At 73.8% G+C, this 16848-nt stretch carries 14 protein-coding genes; 5 read left to right on the top strand and 9 right to left on the bottom strand.

Annotation, left to right across the window (positions count from 1 at the left end):
• Positions 1 to 363: 363 nt before the first annotated feature.
• A complete protein-coding gene (locus tag ACFCV8_RS29780; protein ID WP_376688578.1) occupies positions 364 to 1386 on the bottom strand; it encodes a GlxA family transcriptional regulator in 1023 nt (340 codons plus the stop codon).
• 101 nt (positions 1387 to 1487) lie between these two features.
• Between ACFCV8_RS29780 and ACFCV8_RS29775 the strand changes: the two genes are divergently transcribed.
• Positions 1488 to 2072, top strand: coding sequence for a cysteine hydrolase family protein (locus ACFCV8_RS29775; protein ID WP_376688579.1), 585 nt, complete (start codon positions 1488 to 1490; stop codon positions 2070 to 2072).
• A gap of 1 nt (position 2073) precedes the next feature.
• On the opposite strand, the gene proC is transcribed toward ACFCV8_RS29775, so the two are convergent.
• Genes proC through ACFCV8_RS29755 form a run of 4 tightly spaced genes read right to left on the bottom strand, consistent with a single transcriptional unit; the run spans position 2074 to position 4798 of the window.
• Entirely contained in the window at positions 2074 to 2883 is an 810-nt protein-coding gene (gene proC, locus ACFCV8_RS29770; RefSeq protein WP_376688577.1) for a pyrroline-5-carboxylate reductase, read from the bottom strand.
• A 58-nt stretch (positions 2884 to 2941) separates the two neighbouring features.
• Positions 2942 to 3760 (bottom strand): class I SAM-dependent methyltransferase, encoded by an 819-nt coding sequence (locus ACFCV8_RS29765; protein ID WP_376688576.1) that lies wholly within the window; start codon positions 3758 to 3760, stop codon positions 2942 to 2944.
• Positions 3761 to 3813: 53 nt separating this feature from the next.
• Positions 3814 to 4398, bottom strand: coding sequence for a hypothetical protein (locus ACFCV8_RS29760; protein WP_376688575.1), 585 nt, complete (start codon positions 4396 to 4398; stop codon positions 3814 to 3816).
• Between the two features lie 55 nt (positions 4399 to 4453).
• A complete protein-coding gene (locus tag ACFCV8_RS29755; protein WP_376688574.1) occupies positions 4454 to 4798 on the bottom strand; it encodes an SH3 domain-containing protein in 345 nt (114 codons plus the stop codon).
• A gap of 152 nt (positions 4799 to 4950) precedes the next feature.
• Here ACFCV8_RS29755 and ACFCV8_RS29750 point away from each other — a divergent pair, with 152 nt between their 5' ends.
• Entirely contained in the window at positions 4951 to 7158 is a 2208-nt protein-coding gene (locus tag ACFCV8_RS29750) for a PQQ-binding-like beta-propeller repeat protein (protein ID WP_376688573.1), read from the top strand.
• Between the two features lie 40 nt (positions 7159 to 7198).
• On the opposite strand, the gene ilvD is transcribed toward ACFCV8_RS29750, so the two are convergent.
• The 3 genes from ilvD to ACFCV8_RS29735 all read right to left on the bottom strand — a co-directional run bounded on the left by ilvD (position 7199) and on the right by ACFCV8_RS29735 (position 11027).
• On the bottom strand, positions 7199 to 9049 hold the full coding sequence (ilvD, locus tag ACFCV8_RS29745) for a dihydroxy-acid dehydratase (RefSeq protein WP_376688572.1): 1851 nt from the start codon (positions 9047 to 9049) through the stop codon (positions 7199 to 7201).
• A gap of 124 nt (positions 9050 to 9173) precedes the next feature.
• Positions 9174 to 10001, bottom strand: a complete 828-nt coding sequence (locus tag ACFCV8_RS29740) for a sugar phosphate isomerase/epimerase family protein (protein WP_376688571.1) — start codon at positions 9999 to 10001, stop codon at positions 9174 to 9176.
• A gap of 78 nt (positions 10002 to 10079) precedes the next feature.
• A complete protein-coding gene (locus ACFCV8_RS29735) occupies positions 10080 to 11027 on the bottom strand; it encodes a Ppx/GppA family phosphatase (protein WP_376688570.1) in 948 nt (315 codons plus the stop codon).
• A gap of 107 nt (positions 11028 to 11134) precedes the next feature.
• Between ACFCV8_RS29735 and ACFCV8_RS29730 the strand changes: the two genes are divergently transcribed.
• Positions 11135 to 11998 carry a hypothetical protein gene (locus tag ACFCV8_RS29730; protein ID WP_376688569.1) on the top strand — a complete coding sequence of 288 codons (864 nt, stop codon included), beginning with the start codon at positions 11135 to 11137 and terminating at the stop codon, positions 11996 to 11998.
• 56 nt (positions 11999 to 12054) lie between these two features.
• On the opposite strand, the gene ACFCV8_RS29725 is transcribed toward ACFCV8_RS29730, so the two are convergent.
• Positions 12055 to 13890, bottom strand: a complete 1836-nt coding sequence (locus ACFCV8_RS29725; RefSeq protein ID WP_376688568.1) for a hypothetical protein — start codon at positions 13888 to 13890, stop codon at positions 12055 to 12057.
• Positions 13891 to 14097: 207 nt separating this feature from the next.
• Between ACFCV8_RS29725 and radA the strand changes: the two genes are divergently transcribed.
• Both radA and disA read left to right on the top strand, forming a co-directional pair.
• On the top strand, positions 14098 to 15510 hold the full coding sequence (gene radA, locus ACFCV8_RS29720) for a DNA repair protein RadA (RefSeq protein WP_376688567.1): 1413 nt from the start codon (positions 14098 to 14100) through the stop codon (positions 15508 to 15510).
• Between the two features lie 80 nt (positions 15511 to 15590).
• Positions 15591 to 16715, top strand: coding sequence for a DNA integrity scanning diadenylate cyclase DisA (gene disA, locus ACFCV8_RS29715; RefSeq protein WP_376688566.1), 1125 nt, complete (start codon positions 15591 to 15593; stop codon positions 16713 to 16715).
• The last annotated feature ends 133 nt before the right edge of the window (positions 16716 to 16848 follow it).

The following is a 16848-nucleotide window of genomic DNA, read 5'->3' as shown; positions in this document are numbered from 1 at the left end:
CGTTTCCGACTCTATCAGACTCTCTCGAGTGCCGATTCCCAGTCGAAGTGGGTTTCGCTTTCCAGTTCCTCGCTTTCGCGATTCCCTTTCCGGCGAGTCCGACTCTATCAGATCCTTTCGGGTCTGATTCCCAGTCAGCGGGGTTTGTCTTCCTGGCCCTTGGGCCGTTCCGACGAGTGAGACTTTAGCGGAATCCTGGGCCCCGACGCTAATCGGGGGCGTTCCTTCGAACGCTGATTCCTCATTCCACAAATGCGCACGCAATGGCCGACGACAGATGTCGCTGGTCAGAAGTGGTTACTGCGGAATGGCTGTCCGGGGACCGACCGGGGTCGGCGCTCACGTCGGACAACTCGGAGCACATTACGGATCGAGGCGGGGTGTGTCAACCCCGGTCTGGTCCGGTGTGCGGTGGAAGGCGCGGCGGTAGTCGCGGGGGCTGGTGGACAGGCGGGTGGCGAAGTGCTGGCGCATGGTGACCTCGCTGCCGAAGCCGGTGCGGCGGGCCACCTCCGGGAGGGGGAGGTCGGTTCGCTCCAGGAGCTTCTGGGCCGCGGCGACGCGTCGGGTGATCAGCCAGTGCAGCGGGGTCGTGCCGGTGGTGGCCTGGAAATGGCGGGCGAAGGAGCGGGGGGACATTCCGGCGCGGGCGGCGAGAGTGGCGACCGTGTGCGGTTCGGCCAGACGGGTCAGGGCGAAGGCGCGTACCTCGGCGAGGGTGTCGGCGTCGCGGTCGGCTCGCGGGGTCGGGTGCTCGATGAACTGGGCCTGCGTCCCGGTGCGGAAGGGGGCCGTGACCATCGAACGGGCGATGGTGGCGGCGGCCTCGGCACCGTGGGCGGCGCGGACGAGGTGGAGGCAGAGGTCGATGCCGGCCGCGGTGCCCGCCGAGGTCCAGAGATTGTCGTCGTGGACGAAGAGGGCGTCCTGGGTGACCCGCACCCGGGGGTGGTGGGTGCGGAGGAGGTCGGTGAGGTTCCAGTGGGTGACCGCTTGTCGGTCGTCCAGGAGGCCGGCCTGGGCGAGGGTGAAGGCCCCGCCGCACAGGGCGGCGATCGGGGTGGACCGGGCATGGGCGCGGCGGAGGGCGGCGAGGACCGGGGCGGGGGCCGGTGTCAGCTGGTCGTCCAGGCCGGGGACGACGATCAGGTCGGCGCGGGCGAGCCAGGCCAGGGTGCGGTCGGGGGTGAGCGAGAGGCCGCCGCGCAGGGGGATCGGTGCCGGGTCCGCGGCGGTGCGGCGCAGGTCGAAGGGCGGGACGCCCCGGTCGGTGCGGTCGACGCCCCAGACCTCGCCGATGACCGTGACGTCGAAGGCCCGGACGCCGGGGAAGCAGACGAGCGCGACGCGGGTGGGGTGGGTGGTGGGTTCGTCCGGGGGCGACATCGTGGCAGTAAACCATCGGACGATGGCTTTTCCGCCTCTGTGGCGCGGGGGTGCGGGGCGACAGGATCGTCCGTATGGAGAACACGGAGAGCGTGACGGGTATGGAGATCGACGGGAACGCGGCGCTGGTGGTGATCGACGTACAGCGGGGGTTCGCGGAGGAGGCGTACTGGGGGCGGCGGAACAATCCGGCGGCCGACGGGAACATCGCCGGACTGATCGACGCCTGGCAGGCGAGCGGGCGGCCGGTGGTGTTCGTGCGGCACGACTCGGACAAGCCGGACTCGCCGCTGCGGGCGGGGCAGCCGGGCAACGGCTTCCAGGGATACGTGGAGGAGCGGCGCGGGAAGGGGGACGGGCCCGAGCTGTTGGTGAGGAAGAGCGTGAACTCCGCGTTCTACGGCACGCCGGATCTCAGGCAGTGGCTGGACCGGAACGGAATCCGCCAGTTCGTGGTGGCCGGTGTGCAGACCAACATGTGCGCGGAGACCACGGCCCGGATGGGCGGGAACCTCGGGTACGAGGTGTTCTTCGCGCTGGACGCCACGTACACCTTCGGGCTGACCGGGCCGTACGGGTGGGTGCTGGGCGCGGACGAGTTGGCGCGGGCCACCGCCGTGTCGCTGCACGGCGGTGGGTTCGCGAAGGTGGTGGGAAGTGCGGAGCTGATCGCCGCCGCGGGGTAGCTCAGCCGTTGCCGGAGGCGAGCTCGCGGCTGCGGTCTCGGGCCGCTTCGAGGGCGGCGATCAGGGCGGCCCGTACGCCGTGGTTCTCCAGCTCGCGGATGGCGCTGATGGTGGTGCCCGCCGGGCTGGTGACGGCCTCGCGCAGCTTGACGGGGTGCTCGCCGCTGTCGCGGAGCATCACGGCGGCGCCGATCGCGGCCTGGACGATCAGCTCGTGGGCCTGGGCGCGGGGCAGGCCGAGCAGGATGCCCGCGTCGGTCATCGCCTCGACCAGGAAGTAGAAGTACGCGGGGCCCGAGCCGGACAGGGCGGTCGCCGCGTCCTGCTGGGACTCGGGGACACGGAGGGTCTTGCCGACGCCGCCGAAGATGGCCTCCGTGGCGGCGAGGTGCTCGGCGGTGGCGTGGCTGCCCGCCGAGATGACGGACATGCCCTCGTCGACCAGGACCGGGGTGTTCGGCATGACCCGGACGACCGGGGTGTCGGCGGCGAGGCGGTCCTCGATGAACGCGGTGGTGATGCCGGCTGCCGCGCTGATGACCAGGCGGCCGGGGGCGAGGTGCCCGGCGAGCTCGTCGAGGAGGCGGCCCATGTCCTGGGGCTTGACCGCGAGGATGAGGATGTCGGCGCGGGCGGCGGCCTCGGCGTTGCCGACGGAGTCGACGCCGTAGCGGTTGCGGAGCTCCTCGGCGCGTTCGGCGCGGCGGGTGGTGACCAGCAGGTCGGCCGGGCGCCAGCCCGCCCGGATCATGCCGCTGAGCAGGGCCTCGCCGATCTTTCCGGTGCCGAGGACTGCGACTGTCTGGGCCATGTGGTTCACCCTCCGGGCGGTGCTGACGGTTCTCCGTGCTCGTGGCCGCCATCCTTCCTCAGTCGGTGGTCGCCACGTACAGCTGGACGGTGTAGGCCTCCTCGACCCTGCCGTCCGGGAAGACCTTCGCGAGGTGGCCGCGTTCCTCGGCGAGGAAGCGCCGGGTGGGTTCGTCGCCGAGGACCAGGAAGGCGGAGTGGCTGGCGAGGTTGCCGAGGTGGGTGTCGAGGGGCACGCGCCGGGTCCAGGGCAGCAGGCGGTGCGCGAAGTCGAGGGAGGGGGGCAGCTCGCGGGGCAGGGCGGGCGAGCCGTGCGCGGACTCGCCCGCGCCGAGGAAGCGGCGGAGACGGGCGTCCTGCTCGGCGACCCAGGGGACCGACTGGTCCGAGACGTTCCACCACAGGGCGAGGGCGCCGCCGGGACGCAGCACCCGTACGGCTTCGGCGGCGGCCAGGGCCCGGTCGGTCCAGTGCCAGGACTGGGCGTAGGTGATCAGGTCGGCGGACGCGGTGGCGAGGGGGAGGCGGTTGCCGTCGCCCCGCACCACGGGCAGGTGGGGCAGCGAGCGGTGCAGTTGCGCGGCCATGCCGGCGCCGGGCTCGACGGCGGTGACCCGGGCGCCGCGCTCGTGCAGGAGCCGGGTGGCGATGCCGGTGCCGGCGCCGATGTCGGCGGTGCGGGCGCCGTCGAGGGGGCGGCCGGCCAGTTCCTCGACGGCGTCGAGAAGCGCGGGCGGGTAGCCGGGGCGGGCGGCGGCGTACTGGGCGGCCGCCCGGTCGAAGGAGAGGGCGCGGGACGCGGGCGGGGCGGGAGTGGTGCCAGTGCCGTCAGTGAAGTCGGTGGTGCTGGTGGCTTCGGTGCCGTCGGTGGCGTTCATGGGGCCATCGTCACCTGCGGCGGAGATGCCGCACCAGACCGGGAAGCGGGGTGCTACTTGCGCTTGGGGCGCTTTGGCTTGGCGGGGCCGGACTGCTTGGCGGGGTCGGACTGGTTCGCGGGCCTGTTCCGCTTGCGGGCCGCCGGGTTTCCGGTGCGGGTCGAGCGGCGCTTCTCGTAGCGGGTCAGGGCCGCCTCGTACTCCTCGCGGTGCAGGCCCTCGCCCGGGGCCTCCCGGAACGTACGGAAGAAGTAGGCGAGCAGCCCGCCGACGAAGCCGATCGTCCTGATGCCGCGCAGACTGGCCTCGCGCGCCGGGTCGGTGGGGCGGCGGCCGAAGCCCTCCCAGGTCTTGCGGAAGGCGACGGCGCTGCAGACCGCGAACATCACGACCACCAGGATGCCGACGAAGCCGCCGACGTCGGCGATCTCCAAACCCTGGAAGGCGAAGCGCAGGACGAAGCAGGCGGCGACCGCGGCGGCCAGCGAGCCGACCGCGGCGCCCGCACGGCGCAGCCCGTAGCCCCCGCTGTGGTCGACCCAGGTCGTCCCGAAGAAGCGCAGGGGCTCGGGCCGCGGGCCGGGCGTGGTGGAACCGGGCGCGGCGCCGGGGCCGGGGGCTTCGCTGTTCTCGCTCACGGAGCCGATTATCCCCGGGCGGGTGCGGTGCCCGGCGCGCCGGGAGCCGTGCCGGTCAGTCGCAGCGGGGGGCGATGTAGCCGTCGCTGCCGGTGTGGACGTAGGCGTCCGCCACGAACTGGCCGTTGGCGATGTTGTCCCAGATGTTCGAGGTGCCGTAGGGACCGGTGACCCGTTCGCCCGTCTTCTGGCAGTAGACGGCCACCTTCACCCCGTACGGGAGGGTGCGGACGATGCCGTACTGGGTGCCCGGGCCGCGGCGGACGTTGACGCGGTAGCCGGGTGCGATCGGGTAGCGGGTGACGTCGTCGTCCGCGGCGAGCGCCTCGACGTCGGTGTTCCCGGGCGCGGTGGTGTCCGCTTGCGCGGTCGTTGCCTCGGTCTGCTCGTCCATGGCCATGAGGGCCTCCCCCGTTGAAAGACGTTCCGTACGGCTGACAGACGTTCCGTACGACATGTACGACGCGCAGGCTACAAGCCCCGTCCGGATCGCACGCACCATCGACTAGGCTCCGTGCGTCGCGCTTGCGGAGGAACACACGGGGGTGGGCGATGCCGCCGCTGCGAGGTACCGGGGCCGGTCCGGAAGCGGAACATCCGGACTACGCGGGCCAGTACCGCCTTGAGGCACGCCTCGGCGCGGGTGGCATGGGCGTGGTGCATCTGGCGCGCTCCGCCTCCGGGCTCCAGCTCGCCGTCAAGGTGGTGCACCGGCAGTACGCCTCGGACCCCGAGTTCAGGGCACGTTTCCGGCAGGAGGTCGGGGCGGCGCGGCGGGTGAGCGGCGCCTTCACCGCACCGGTCGTCGACGCCGATCCGGACGCCGGGCGCCCCTGGATGGCCACCCTGTACGTCCCCGGCCCCACCCTCGCCGACCAGGTGAAGCGGAACGGGCCGATGGCCCCCGCCGAGCTGCGGCGGCTGACCGCGGGGCTCGCGGAGGCGCTGCGCGACATCCACCGGGCCGGGGTGATCCACCGCGATCTGAAGCCGAGCAACGTGCTGCTCGCCGACTCCGGGCCCAAGGTCATCGACTTCGGGATCTCCCGCCCCTACGACAGCGATCTGCGCACCGAGACCGGCAAGCTGATCGGCTCGCCGCCGTACATGGCGCCCGAGCAGTTCCAGCGGCCGCGCGAGGTCGGGCCCGCCGCCGACGTGTTCGCGCTGGGGGCCGTGCTCGTCCACGCGGCGACGGGGCGGGGGCCGTTCGACTCGGACAGCCCGTACATCGTGGCCTACCAGGTGGTGCACGACGAGGCGGATCTGGCGGGGGTGCCGGAGGACCTGGCCCCGCTGATCGGGCGGTGTCTGACGAAGGACCCCGCCGGGCGGCCCACCCCCGACGAGATCATGGCGACGCTGCGCCCGCCGTCCTACGACGCGGCCGCGTTCATACCGTCGCAGCGGCGGCCGGCGACCACCTCGCTCCTCGCCCCGGAGCCGGAGCCGGGGCCGGAGCCCGGGCCGTTGCCCGCGTCCGGTGGTGCGGTGGGCGCCGCCGACGCCGACACGCATGTGCGGGCGGTGGCGCCGTCCGGGCGAACCGGGCCGGGCGGCGGGAAGCGGCGATGGCTGGCGGCCACCGCGGCGCTGCTGGTCATGGGCGCGGGCGGGGCGTGGGCCGTGGGGTCGGGCGCGGTGCTCGGCGGCTCCGGCGGGGCGGGGGCGGCGGAGGGTCCGGCGAAGGGCCCTGCGGAGACGTTCTCGCCGTGGCGAACCCCGTTGCGCACGGGCGGCGGGGCGACGCCGGTCTGCACCGTGGCGGACGGCTCCGCGGTGTACTGCGCGGCGGGCGGGGTCGGGGCGGCCCGGCTGGATCCCGCCGACGGCCGGGTGCTGTGGTCCCGTCAGCCCGCGGGGAGCGGTACGGCGGCCGGCGCGGTGTCGGTCTCCGGCGGGCTGGTGCACACGGCGGTGCCGGGCGGGAAGACCCGGGCGTACGACCCCGCCCGGGGCGAGCAGGTCTGGGCCGCCGGCCTCTCCCCGTACGCGGGCACCCCCTTCGCCGCGGGCGACGCCCTCCTGCTGGTCGCCGAGGACGGCACGACCGAGGCGCTGGACTCCGCGACCGGGGTCTCCCTGTGGCGGCACGCGCTCGCCGGGCACCGGCGCCCGGACTACGCGCTGTACGACGGGCGCACCGGGCTGGCCTACGCCTTCGAGCACTCGTCGTACGGGTCGAGCACGCTGGTCACCGCCGTCGACGCCGTCTCGGGGCGCACCGCCTGGCAGCGGCGGCTGGACGGGATGCTGACCCCGGTGGGGAGCTCGGGCGGGACGCTCGTGCTGACCGAGATGAACGGGGACACCCAGACGGTCGGGCTGGTCCGCTACGACCCGGGGACGGGGAAGGCCGCCCGGACCGCGCTGCCGTTCCGGATGAACGACCCGGAGGTCGCGGTGGGCGGGGACACCGCCTACCTGCTGGGGCGCGGCGGGACGCTGGTCGCCGTGGACACCCGAGCGGGAGGCGGCGGCGCGGTGCGCTGGCAGCTGGAGACCGCGGCCGGGCGGACCTCCGCGCCGGTGCTCGCCGCCGGTGACCGGCTGTACTTCTCCGCGGCGGACGGGCGGCTGCTGGCCGTGGACACCGCGCGCGGGAAGCTGCTGGGGCAGACCGGGCCGCGGCTGCGCGACGGGCGGCTCGGCTACTCCTCGGAGCTGCCCGCCCCGGTCGTGGCGGGCCGGGCCGTCCTCGGGACGGCGCCCGACGGGTCCGTGTTCGCCGTGGACGGCGAGGACCCCGCCCGCTGGTGAGGGTTTCACCGGGCGGGCGGGGTCCTGGACGTACGGCTGCTCAGCCGAGCTTGGACACGTCGCGCACCGCGCCCCGGTCGGCGCTCGTCGCCATCGCCGCGTAGGCCCGCAGCGCGGCGCTGACCTTGCGGTCGCGGTCCTTCGGGGCGTACGCGCCGTTCAGCGCCTCGCGGCGGGCGGCCAGCTCGGCCTCGGGGACCAGCAGCTCGATCGACCGCTGCGGGATGTCGATCCTGATCCGGTCGCCGTCCTCGACCAGGGCGATCGTGCCGCCCGAGGCGGCCTCCGGCGAGGCGTGGCCGATGGACAGGCCCGACGTACCGCCGGAGAAGCGGCCGTCGGTCACCAGGGCGCAGCTCTTGCCGAGGCCGCGGCCCTTGAGGAACGAGGTCGGGTAGAGCATCTCCTGCATGCCGGGGCCGCCGCGCGGGCCCTCGTAGCGGATGACGACGACGTCGCCCTCCTTGATCTCCTTGCGGAGGATCTTGTCGACGGCCTCCTCCTGCGATTCGCAGACGACCGCCGGGCCCTCGAAGGTCCAGATCGACTCGTCGACGCCCGCCGTCTTCACGACGCAGCCGTCGACCGCGAGGTTCCCCTTGAGGACCGCCAGGCCGCCGTCCTTGGAGTAGGCGTGTGCCAGGTCGCGGATGCAGCCGCCCGCGGCGTCGAGGTCGAGGGTCTCCCAGCGCTCGGACTGGGAGAAGGCGGTGGCGGAGCGGACGCAGCCGGGGGCGGCGTGCCACAGCTCGACGGCCTCCGGGGACGGGGAGCCGCCGCGGACGTCCCACTCCTTCAGCCACTCGTCGAGGGAGTCGGAGTGGACCGCGTGCACGTTCGTGTCGAGCAGTCCGGCGCGGTGCAGCTCGCCGAGGATGGCGGGGATGCCGCCGGCCCGGTGCACGTCCTCCATGTAGTACGTGCCGCCGGGGGCGACGTTGGGGGCGACCTTCGCCAGGCAGGGGACGCGGCGCGAGACGGCGTCGATGTCGGCCAGGTCGTAGTCCAGCTCGGCCTCCTGCGCGGCGGCCAGCAGGTGCAGGATCGTGTTGGTGGAGCCGCCCATGGCGATGTCGAGCGCCATGGCGTTGTCGAAGGCGGCGCGGGTGCCGATGGCGCGGGGCAGGACCGTCGCGTCGTCCTGCTCGTAGTGGCGCCTGGTGATCTCGACGACCGTGCGGCCGGCCTCCTCGTACAGCGCCCGGCGGGCGGTGTGGGTGGCGAGGACGGAGCCGTTGCCGGGGAGGGAGAGGCCGAGGGCCTCGGTCAGGCAGTTCATCGAGTTGGCGGTGAACATGCCGGAACAGCTGCCGCAGGTGGGGCAGGCGTTCTCCTCGATGCGGAGGATGTCCTCGTCGGAGACGTTCTCGTCGACGGCGTCGCTGATCGCGTTGATCAGGTCGAGCTTGCGGACCGTGCCGTCGACCAGGGTGGCCTTGCCGGCCTCCATCGGGCCGCCGGAGACGAAGACCGTCGGGATGTTGAGGCGCATCGCGGCCATCAGCATGCCGGGGGTGATCTTGTCGCAGTTGGAGATGCAGATCAGCGCGTCCGCGCAGTGCGCCTCGACCATGTACTCGACGGAGTCGGCGATCAGGTCGCGGGAGGGGAGGCTGTAGAGCATCCCGCCGTGGCCCATCGCGATGCCGTCGTCGACGGCGATGGTGTTGAACTCGCGGGGCACGGCGCCCGCCGCCTTGATGGCCTCGGAGACGATCCGGCCGACCGGCGCCAGGTGGGTGTGGCCGGGGACGAACTCGGTGAAGGAGTTGGCGACCGCGATGATCGGCTTGCCGATGTCCTCGCTCGCTACGCCCGAGGCCCGCATGAGGGCGCGGGCGCCGGCCATGTTGCGGCCGTGAGTGACAGTGCGGGACCTCAGCTGGGGCATCGTCTCTCGCTCCTTCGACGTTAAAGACTGCCTTCGAGCGTACGCCTCCGGCTCCAAGATCTGGACATGGTGTCCGATATGCGGGACGAAACTGCCGGGTGCCCCGCCGGTCCGGGAGGCCGTGCTACGGACGCGGCGTCCGGGTCGGGGCCGAGGCCAGGTGGAGCCGGGTGAAGGCCAGCGCCTCCGCCAGGTCGGCCTCGCGTTCGGCGGCGGACATGGCCCGGCGGGTATTGACCTCGATGACGACATGGCCGTCGAAGCCGGTGCGGGCCAGGTGCTCCAGGAGTTCCGCGCAGGGCTGGTCGCCCCGGCCGGGCACCAGGTGCTCGTCCTTGTTGGAGCCCTTGCCGTCGGCGAGGTGGATGTGGGCGAGCCGGTCGCCCATCCGCCCGACCATCGCCATGCCGTCGGTGCGGGCCGTCGCGGTGTGCGAGAGGTCCACGGTGAAGTGGCGGTAGTCGTCGCGGGTGACGTCCCAGTCGGGGGCGTACGCGAGCATCTCGCGGTCCCGGTAGCGCCAGGGGTACATGTTCTCGACGGCGAACCGGACGTCGGTCTCGTCGGCCATGCGCCAGACGCCGGTGACGAAGTCGCGCGCGTAATTGCGCTGCCAACGGAACGGCGGGTGGACCACGACGGTCGTCGCGCCGAGCCGCTCCGCCGCCTTCCGGGCCCGCTGGAGCTTCACCCACGGGTCGGTGGACCAGACGCGCTGGGTGATCAGGAGGCAGGGCGCGTGGACGGCCAGGATCGGCACCCCGTGGTAGTCCGAGAGCCGACGCAGTGCCTCGATGTCCTGGCTGACGGGGTCGGTCCACACCATGACCTCGACACCGTCGTAGCCGAGACGCGCGGCGATCTCGAAGGCCGTCGCCGTCGACTCCGGGTAGACCGAAGCCGTCGACAGGGCGACCTTCGCATCCGGGACGCGCACCACTGGTTCTGCCACTGGAACAGCGTACGGGCAGCGGTACGCCCCGCCGAGGGACCGCGGCGGAAAGTGAGCAGGGCCATGGGCCCCGGGCCGTCAGCCCAGCGAGGCCCGCTCCGCGGGCAGGTGGTCCAGGCGGCGCAGGATGACGCCCTCGCGCAGCGCCCAGGGGCAGATCTCCAGCTCCTCGACCCCGAACAGGTCCATCGCGCCCTCCGCGACCAGCGCCCCGGCGAGCAGCTGGCCGGCCCGGCCCTCGGAGACACCGGGCAGCCCGCAGCGCTGCTCGGCGGTCATCGTGGCCAGCTTGGGCACCCAGTCCTCCAGCGCCTTGCGGGAGAGGTTGCGCTGGACGTACAGGCCCTCGGTGGAACGGGCGGCGCCCGCGATCCTGGCGAGCTGCTTGAAGGTCTTGGAGGTGGCCACGACGTGGTCGGGGCGCCCGAGGCGGGTGAACTCCCCGACGCTGCGGGCGATGCCGGCGCGCACATGGCGGCGGAGTGCCTTCACGTCGGCCGGGTCGGGCGGGTCGCCCGGCAGCCACCCGGCGGTGAGGCGGCCCGCCCCGAGCGGCAGCGAGACCGCGGCGTCCGGCTCCTCGTCGACGCCGTACGCGACCTCCAGCGAACCGCCGCCGATGTCCAGCACCAGCAGCCGCCCCGACGACCAGCCGAACCAGCGGCGCGCGGCGAGGAAGGTGAGCCGGGCCTCCTCCGCGCCGCTGAGGACGGCGAGGTCGACACCGGTCTCCTCACGCACCCGGGCCAGCACCCGATCGGCGTTGCTCGCCTCGCGCACCGCGGAGGTGGCGAACGGCAGGACGTCCTCGCAGCCCTTGTCCTCGGCGGCCTGGAGCGCGTCGCCGACCGTGGCGACCAGCCGGTCCACGCCCTCGGGGCTGATCGCCCCTTCGGCGTCGAGGAGTTCGGCCAGGCGGAGCTCCACCTTGTGCGAGTGCGCGGGCAGCGGGCGCGCGCCGGGGTGCGCGTCCACCACCAGCAGATGCACCGTGTTCGAACCCACGTCCAGGACTCCGAGTCTCATACCCGGAACGCTACCGGTGCCCCGGATCCGCTCCGACCGGTGGCCGGGCCTGCCCCTCCGCCGCCTCGGCCCGCCGTCCGGCCGCCTTTCGGCCGTACCCTTGGCGCGTGCCAAAGACGAAAAAGGCGAAGCCGGGCAAAAACGCGAAGAACACGAAGAACGCGAAGAAGCAGAAGGCGGAGCAGGAGATGCCGCAGGAAGTGAACGGGCCGGCCGCGGACCGCGCCGAGGACGAGGTCGGGATCGATTTCGCCCGCGCCTGGGTCGAGTTCCCGGACCCCGCGGACGACGAGCAGGTCTTCCGCTGCGACCTGACCTGGCTGACCTCCCGGTGGACGTGCATCTTCGGCAGCGGCTGCCAGGGCATCCAGGCGGGCCGCGCCGACGACGGCTGCTGCACGCTGGGCGCGCACTTCTCGGACGAGGACGACGAGCAGCGGGTGGCCGGGCACGTCGAGCGGCTGACGCCGGAGCTGTGGCAGTTCCACGACGTCGGCACGGAGTCCGGCTGGGTCGAGGTCGACGAGGACGGGGAACGCCAGACGCGGCGCTGGAAGGGCTCGTGCATCTTCCAGAACCGGCCGGGGTTCGCGGCGGGCGCGGGCTGCTCGCTGCACATCCTGGCGCTGCGCGAGGGCCGGGAGCCGCTGGAGACCAAGCCGGACGTCTGCTGGCAGCTGCCGGTCCGGCGTACGTACGACTGGATCGACCGGCCCGACGACACCCGGGTGCTCCAGGTGTCGATCGGGGAGTACGACCGCCGGGGCTGGGGCCCCGGCGGCCATGACCTGCACTGGTGGTGCACCTCGGCGACCTCGGCGCACGGGGCCGGGGAGCCGGTGTACGTCTCGTACCGGCCCGAGCTCACCGAGATGATGGGCAAGGAGGCGTACGGGCGGCTGGCCGAGCTGTGCGAGGAGCGGCTGGCCGCGCTGCTGCCGATGGCCCCGCACCCGGCCGACCCGGCCTGACCCCGGCCCGCGCCTGATCCCGGCGCGCGCCTGATCCCGGCCCGCGCCTTCGGGCCTCAGCCGGCCGGGTCCGCGGGGGTCCGGGAGCCGGAGGGGTCCGGGGACGCCGAGGAGTGTCCGCCCGGGTCCGGCTCCGGGTCCGCCGGGGTCTTCGTGGGCGTGGGAGTGGGCGTGGGCGTCGATGCCGGGCCGCCGGTGGCCGGGTCCGTGGGCGGGACGGGGTCCGTCGAGGGCCGGGGCGGCCGGGCGGTGGCCGCGGGTCCGGCCGGGCGCGCCGGGGCGGCGGGGACGGGCGGCCTCGCCCCGTGCCCCCGGACCACCACGGCCGGGCCGGACGGGGCGAGCGCGATGCGCACGCTCCACGGACCGGCCGGTTCCCGCCGGTGGTCCACCAGGACCCGGAGCGTGGTGGACCCGCCCGCGGCGAGCGTGCCCGAGGAACGGCTGAGCCGCACCCACGAGGCGTCCGCGTGGGCCGACCAGGCGACCGGCGCCCCGCGCGAGGCGGTCAGCCGGATCCGGGTGACTCCGCCGGACGTACGGGCCTCGACGGTGAGACCGCCCGCACCGGGGCGGCCGGGCCCGGAGCCGGTCACCTCCACCGAGACGTCCGGGACCCGGCCGTCCTCGAAGCGGATGCCGGGCCGGGGGCGGGCGTTGCCCGCGTTCTCGTAACGGCCGTCCGAGGCGCCGAGATCGCGGCGGGCCTCGCTCTCCGTGGCGGCGATCGTCGCACCGCCCCGGCCCTCGCCGGTCTGCGGTGCGCCCCGGTAGGCGGTCCACAGCGCGATCACCGGGGCCGCGACCACCGTGGCGACCACCGTCGTCGTGACGACCCCGGCCCGCAGCCGGTCCCGGCGCGCGGCGTGGTCCTTCGGGTCCATCGGAAAGCCCGCCCGGTCGAAGCGCGGGCCGCCGGAACGGCTGCGCCGGGCGTGGGCCATCGCCACGTACGCCGAGCGGCGGGGCGCCGCGACGACCGGCAGCGCGGCGGCCGGGGCGACGGCGGCGCCGGGCCACGGGCCCTTGGCACCGGCCCGCTCGGCGGCCCTGCGGCAGCGGGGGCAGTCGTCGACGTGACGGACCAGCTCGCGGCGGAGAGCGGCGGAGAGCAGAACCCGGTGCTCGCCGGTGAGCCGGGCCACGGTGGGGCAGTTGCCCGTCTCCACGACGGCGAGGGCGGCGCGGGTGCGCTCCACCTCGCAGGCCGCGGCGGCCAGCAGTTCGCGGGCGGCGGCCGGGTCGAGGCCGAGGACGGAGGCGACGGCGCGCGGGGCGAGGCGGTGGCGCACCGCCAGTTCGAGTGCCTCGCGCTGCTCGGGGGTGGTGCCGGCCGCCTCGGGCCAGGCCAGCTGGGCCAGCTCGCGGCGGTGCGCCTCGGCGGCTTCGGCCTCGGGGGGCGCGGGAGCGTTCGGAGGAGCGGGGGGCAGGGTCCGGGGCGTACGCCGGCCGGTGCGCGCCCCCGGGGCGGTCGCGCCCGTACCGCGCCGGTGTGCCTGGCGGCCCTGCCTCTGCTCGGTGAGCTTGCGCATGCACATCCACCGGGCCAGCGCGTACAGCCAGGATTTACGTTCCTCCTCGCCGGCCGGACACCGGCCGTCCTGCCGTTCCGCGATCGCCAGCACGCCGCCGAGCGCCTCGGTGGCGGCGTCGTGGTCGCAGAGCACGGAGAGGCAGTAGGTGAACAGGCCGTCGAGATGCGGTTCGTAACGGGCGGGCGGCCGGTGCGGCGGAGCGGCCGGGGGCGAGGACGACGAGGACGGCGAAGGGGGCGGGGGCGGCGAGGACGCGGGCGGGGAGAACGGGGCATACGCCGAAAGGCGGGGCGCACTGCGCCGCGTCCGGTGTGCGCCGGTGGTGTGTGTGGGGGGCTCCAGACCGCTGCTCGTCACCTTGCGACCGTAGGCAGCACCCGGCACACCTTTAGCTCCCCTTCAGCACTTTTAATCCTTACGGGTGAACGTATCGCTCAAAAGGGGACAGGAATCCTGGATTCCGCCGGTCGGTGCGCAACTCGGACGCCCTATGGGGCCCTGCGGTTCCCGGGCCCCGCACGGCGCCCGGCGGCGTTGTCGTACCCCACCTATACGGTGGGCGTCATGGCTGCCCGTACGAAATCCGCGAAGGACCGGCCGTCCTACCGCTGCTCCGAATGCGGCTGGACGACCGCCAAATGGCTCGGCCGCTGCCCCGAGTGCCAGGCCTGGGGGACGGTCGAGGAGTTCGGCGGCGCCCCCGCCGTGCGGACCACCGCGGCCGGCCGGGTCAGCACCGCCGCACTCCCCATCGGCCAGGTCGACAGCCGGCAGGCCACCGCCCGGTCGACCGGCGTCGGCGAGCTGGACCGGGTGCTCGGCGGTGGTCTCGTGCCGGGCGCCGTGGTGCTCCTGGCGGGCGAGCCGGGCGTCGGCAAGTCCACGCTGCTGCTGGACGTGGCCGCCAAGGCGGCGAGCGAGGAACACCGCACGCTCTACGTGACGGCCGAGGAGTCGGCGAGCCAGGTCCGGCTGCGCGCCGACCGCATCCGCGCGATCAACGACCACCTCTACCTGGCCGCCGAGACGGACCTCTCCGCCGTCCTCGGCCATCTGGACGCCGTCAAGCCCTCCCTCCTCATCCTCGACTCCGTGCAGACCGTCGCCTCGCCGGAGATCGAGGGGGCGCCGGGCGGTATGGCGCAGGTCCGGGAGGTGGCCGGGGCGCTGATCCGGGCCTCCAAGGAGCGCGGCATGTCCACGCTCCTGGTCGGCCACGTCACCAAGGAGGGGGCGATCGCGGGCCCCCGTCTGCTGGAACACCTGGTCGACGTGGTGCTGTCCTTCGAGGGCGACCGCCACGCCCGCCTGCGTCTCGTACGCGGCGTCAAGAACAGGTACGGGGCGACCGACGAGGTCGGCTGCTTCGAGCTGCACGACGAGGGGATCACCGGTCTCGCCGACCCCTCCGGCCTCTTCCTCACCCGGCGCGACGAGCCGGTCCCCGGCACCTGCCTGACCGTCACCCTGGAAGGCAAGCGGCCGCTCGTCGCCGAGGTCCAGGCGCTCACGGTCGACTCCCAGATCCCCTCGCCCCGGCGTACCACCTCCGGTCTGGAGACCTCCCGGGTGTCGATGATGCTCGCGGTCCTGGAGCAGCGCGGCCGGATCAGCGCGCTCGGCAAGCGCGACATCTACAGCGCGACGGTGGGCGGCGTGAAGCTCTCGGAGCCCGCCGCGGACCTCGCGGTGGCGCTGGCGCTGGCCAGTGCCGCCAGTGACACCCCCCTGCCGAAGAACCTGGTGGCGATCGGCGAGGTGGGGCTCGCGGGCGAGGTCAGAAGGGTGACGGGGGTGCAGCGCAGGCTGGCCGAGGCACACCGCCTGGGCTTCACGCACGCGCTGGTGCCGACCGACCCCGGAAAGGTCCCCGCCGGTATGAAGGTCACAGAAGTCGCCAACATGGGGGACGCGCTCAGAGTCCTCCCGCGCCGGTCTCGCGCACAGGCCCCCCAGGAGGAGGGCGCACGCCGGTAGACTTTGCCCTGGTCTCGCCCGTCCGTGCGAACGGCACGAGGGACGTAAGGGCACCGCGAACCTGTGACCGGAGGAGTGCAGTGGCAGCCAACGACCGGGCAGCATCGCCCGGAAAGTCCGGCCAAGGCACGGGGAACGAGGCGCTGATGCGCGCCTCGCTGAGTGCCGTGGCGCCCGGAATGGCACTGCGGGACGGGCTGGAGCGCATCCTCCGCGGCAACACCGGCGGTCTGATCGTGCTCGGCATGGACAAGACCGTCGAGTCGATGTGCACCGGCGGATTCGTGCTGGACGTGGAGTTCACCGCGACCCGCCTGCGCGAGCTGGCCAAGCTGGACGGCGCGCTGATCCTCGACAAGGACATGACCAAGATCCTGCGCGCGGGCGTGCAGCTGGTGCCGGACGCCTCCATCCCCACCGAGGAGACCGGCACCCGCCACCGCACCGCGGACCGGGTCTCCAAGCAGTGCAATTTCCCGGTCGTCTCGGTCTCCCAGTCGATGCGCCTGATCGCGCTGTACGTGGACGGGGAGCGCCGGGTCCTGGAGGAGTCCGGCGCGATCCTCTCCCGGGCCAACCAGGCCCTCGCCACCCTGGAGCGGTACAAGCTCCGGCTCGACGAGGTCGCGGGCACGCTCTCCGCGCTGGAGATCGAGGACCTGGTGACGGTCCGGGACGTGACGGCGGTCTCCCAGCGGCTGGAGATGGTCCGCCGGATCGCGACCGAGATCGCGGAGTACGTGGTCGAGCTGGGCACCGACGGCCGTCTTCTCTCGCTCCAGCTCGACGAGCTGATCGCGGGCGTCGAGCCGGAGCGCGAGCTGGTCGTGCGCGACTACGTGCCGGAGCCGACCGCGAAGCGCTCCCGTACGGTCGCCGAGGCGCTGACCGAGCTGGACGCGCTCTCCCACACCGAGCTGCTCGAACTCCCGGTCGTGGCCCGGGCGTTGGGCTACAGCGGCTCGCCCGAGACGCTGGATTCGGCGGTCTCGCCGCGCGGTTTCCGGCTGCTGGCGAAGGTGCCGCGGCTGCCCGGCGCGATCATCGACCGGCTGGTGGAGCACTTCGGCGGCCTGCAGAAGCTGCTCGCCGCCAGCGTGGACGACCTCCAGACGGTGGACGGCGTCGGCGAGGCGCGGGCGCGCAGCGTGCGCGAGGGGCTGTCCCGGCTGGCCGAGTCGTCGATCCTCGAACGGTACGTGTAGCCGCTTCCCCCGAAAACGGAACGGGACGGGACGGCGGGGCGGACGCCGCCGCAGGCACAGGCGCAGGGCGCAGGCACGGGCACAGACACAGGCACAGACATGCGGAAGGGGCCCGGGAGGACCGGGCCCCTTC

The organism is Streptomyces sp. NPDC056347, from assembly GCF_042262625.1.
GTDB lineage: Bacteria > Actinomycetota > Actinomycetes > Streptomycetales > Streptomycetaceae > Streptomyces.
This window is presented reverse-complemented; position numbering and strand designations above follow the sequence as displayed.

What these genes read in the sequence shown, in the direction of transcription:
- ACFCV8_RS29750 (WP_376688573.1), top strand. Translation starts at nt 4,951, where the DNA reads ATGCCGCCGCTGCGAGGTACCGGGGCCGGTCCGGAAGCGGAACATCCG.
- ACFCV8_RS29780 (WP_376688578.1), bottom strand. Translation starts at nt 1,386, where the DNA reads ATGTCGCCCCCGGACGAACCCACCACCCACCCCACCCGCGTCGCGCTC.
- ACFCV8_RS29735 (WP_376688570.1), bottom strand. Translation starts at nt 11,027, where the DNA reads ATGAGACTCGGAGTCCTGGACGTGGGTTCGAACACGGTGCATCTGCTG.
- ACFCV8_RS29755 (WP_376688574.1), bottom strand. Translation starts at nt 4,798, where the DNA reads ATGGCCATGGACGAGCAGACCGAGGCAACGACCGCGCAAGCGGACACC.
- ACFCV8_RS29775 (WP_376688579.1), top strand. Translation starts at nt 1,488, where the DNA reads ATGGAGATCGACGGGAACGCGGCGCTGGTGGTGATCGACGTACAGCGG.
- ilvD (WP_376688572.1), bottom strand. Translation starts at nt 9,049, where the DNA reads ATGCCCCAGCTGAGGTCCCGCACTGTCACTCACGGCCGCAACATGGCC.
- radA (WP_376688567.1), top strand. Translation starts at nt 14,098, where the DNA reads ATGGCTGCCCGTACGAAATCCGCGAAGGACCGGCCGTCCTACCGCTGC.
- proC (WP_376688577.1), bottom strand. Translation starts at nt 2,883, where the DNA reads ATGGCCCAGACAGTCGCAGTCCTCGGCACCGGAAAGATCGGCGAGGCC.
- ACFCV8_RS29765 (WP_376688576.1), bottom strand. Translation starts at nt 3,760, where the DNA reads ATGAACGCCACCGACGGCACCGAAGCCACCAGCACCACCGACTTCACT.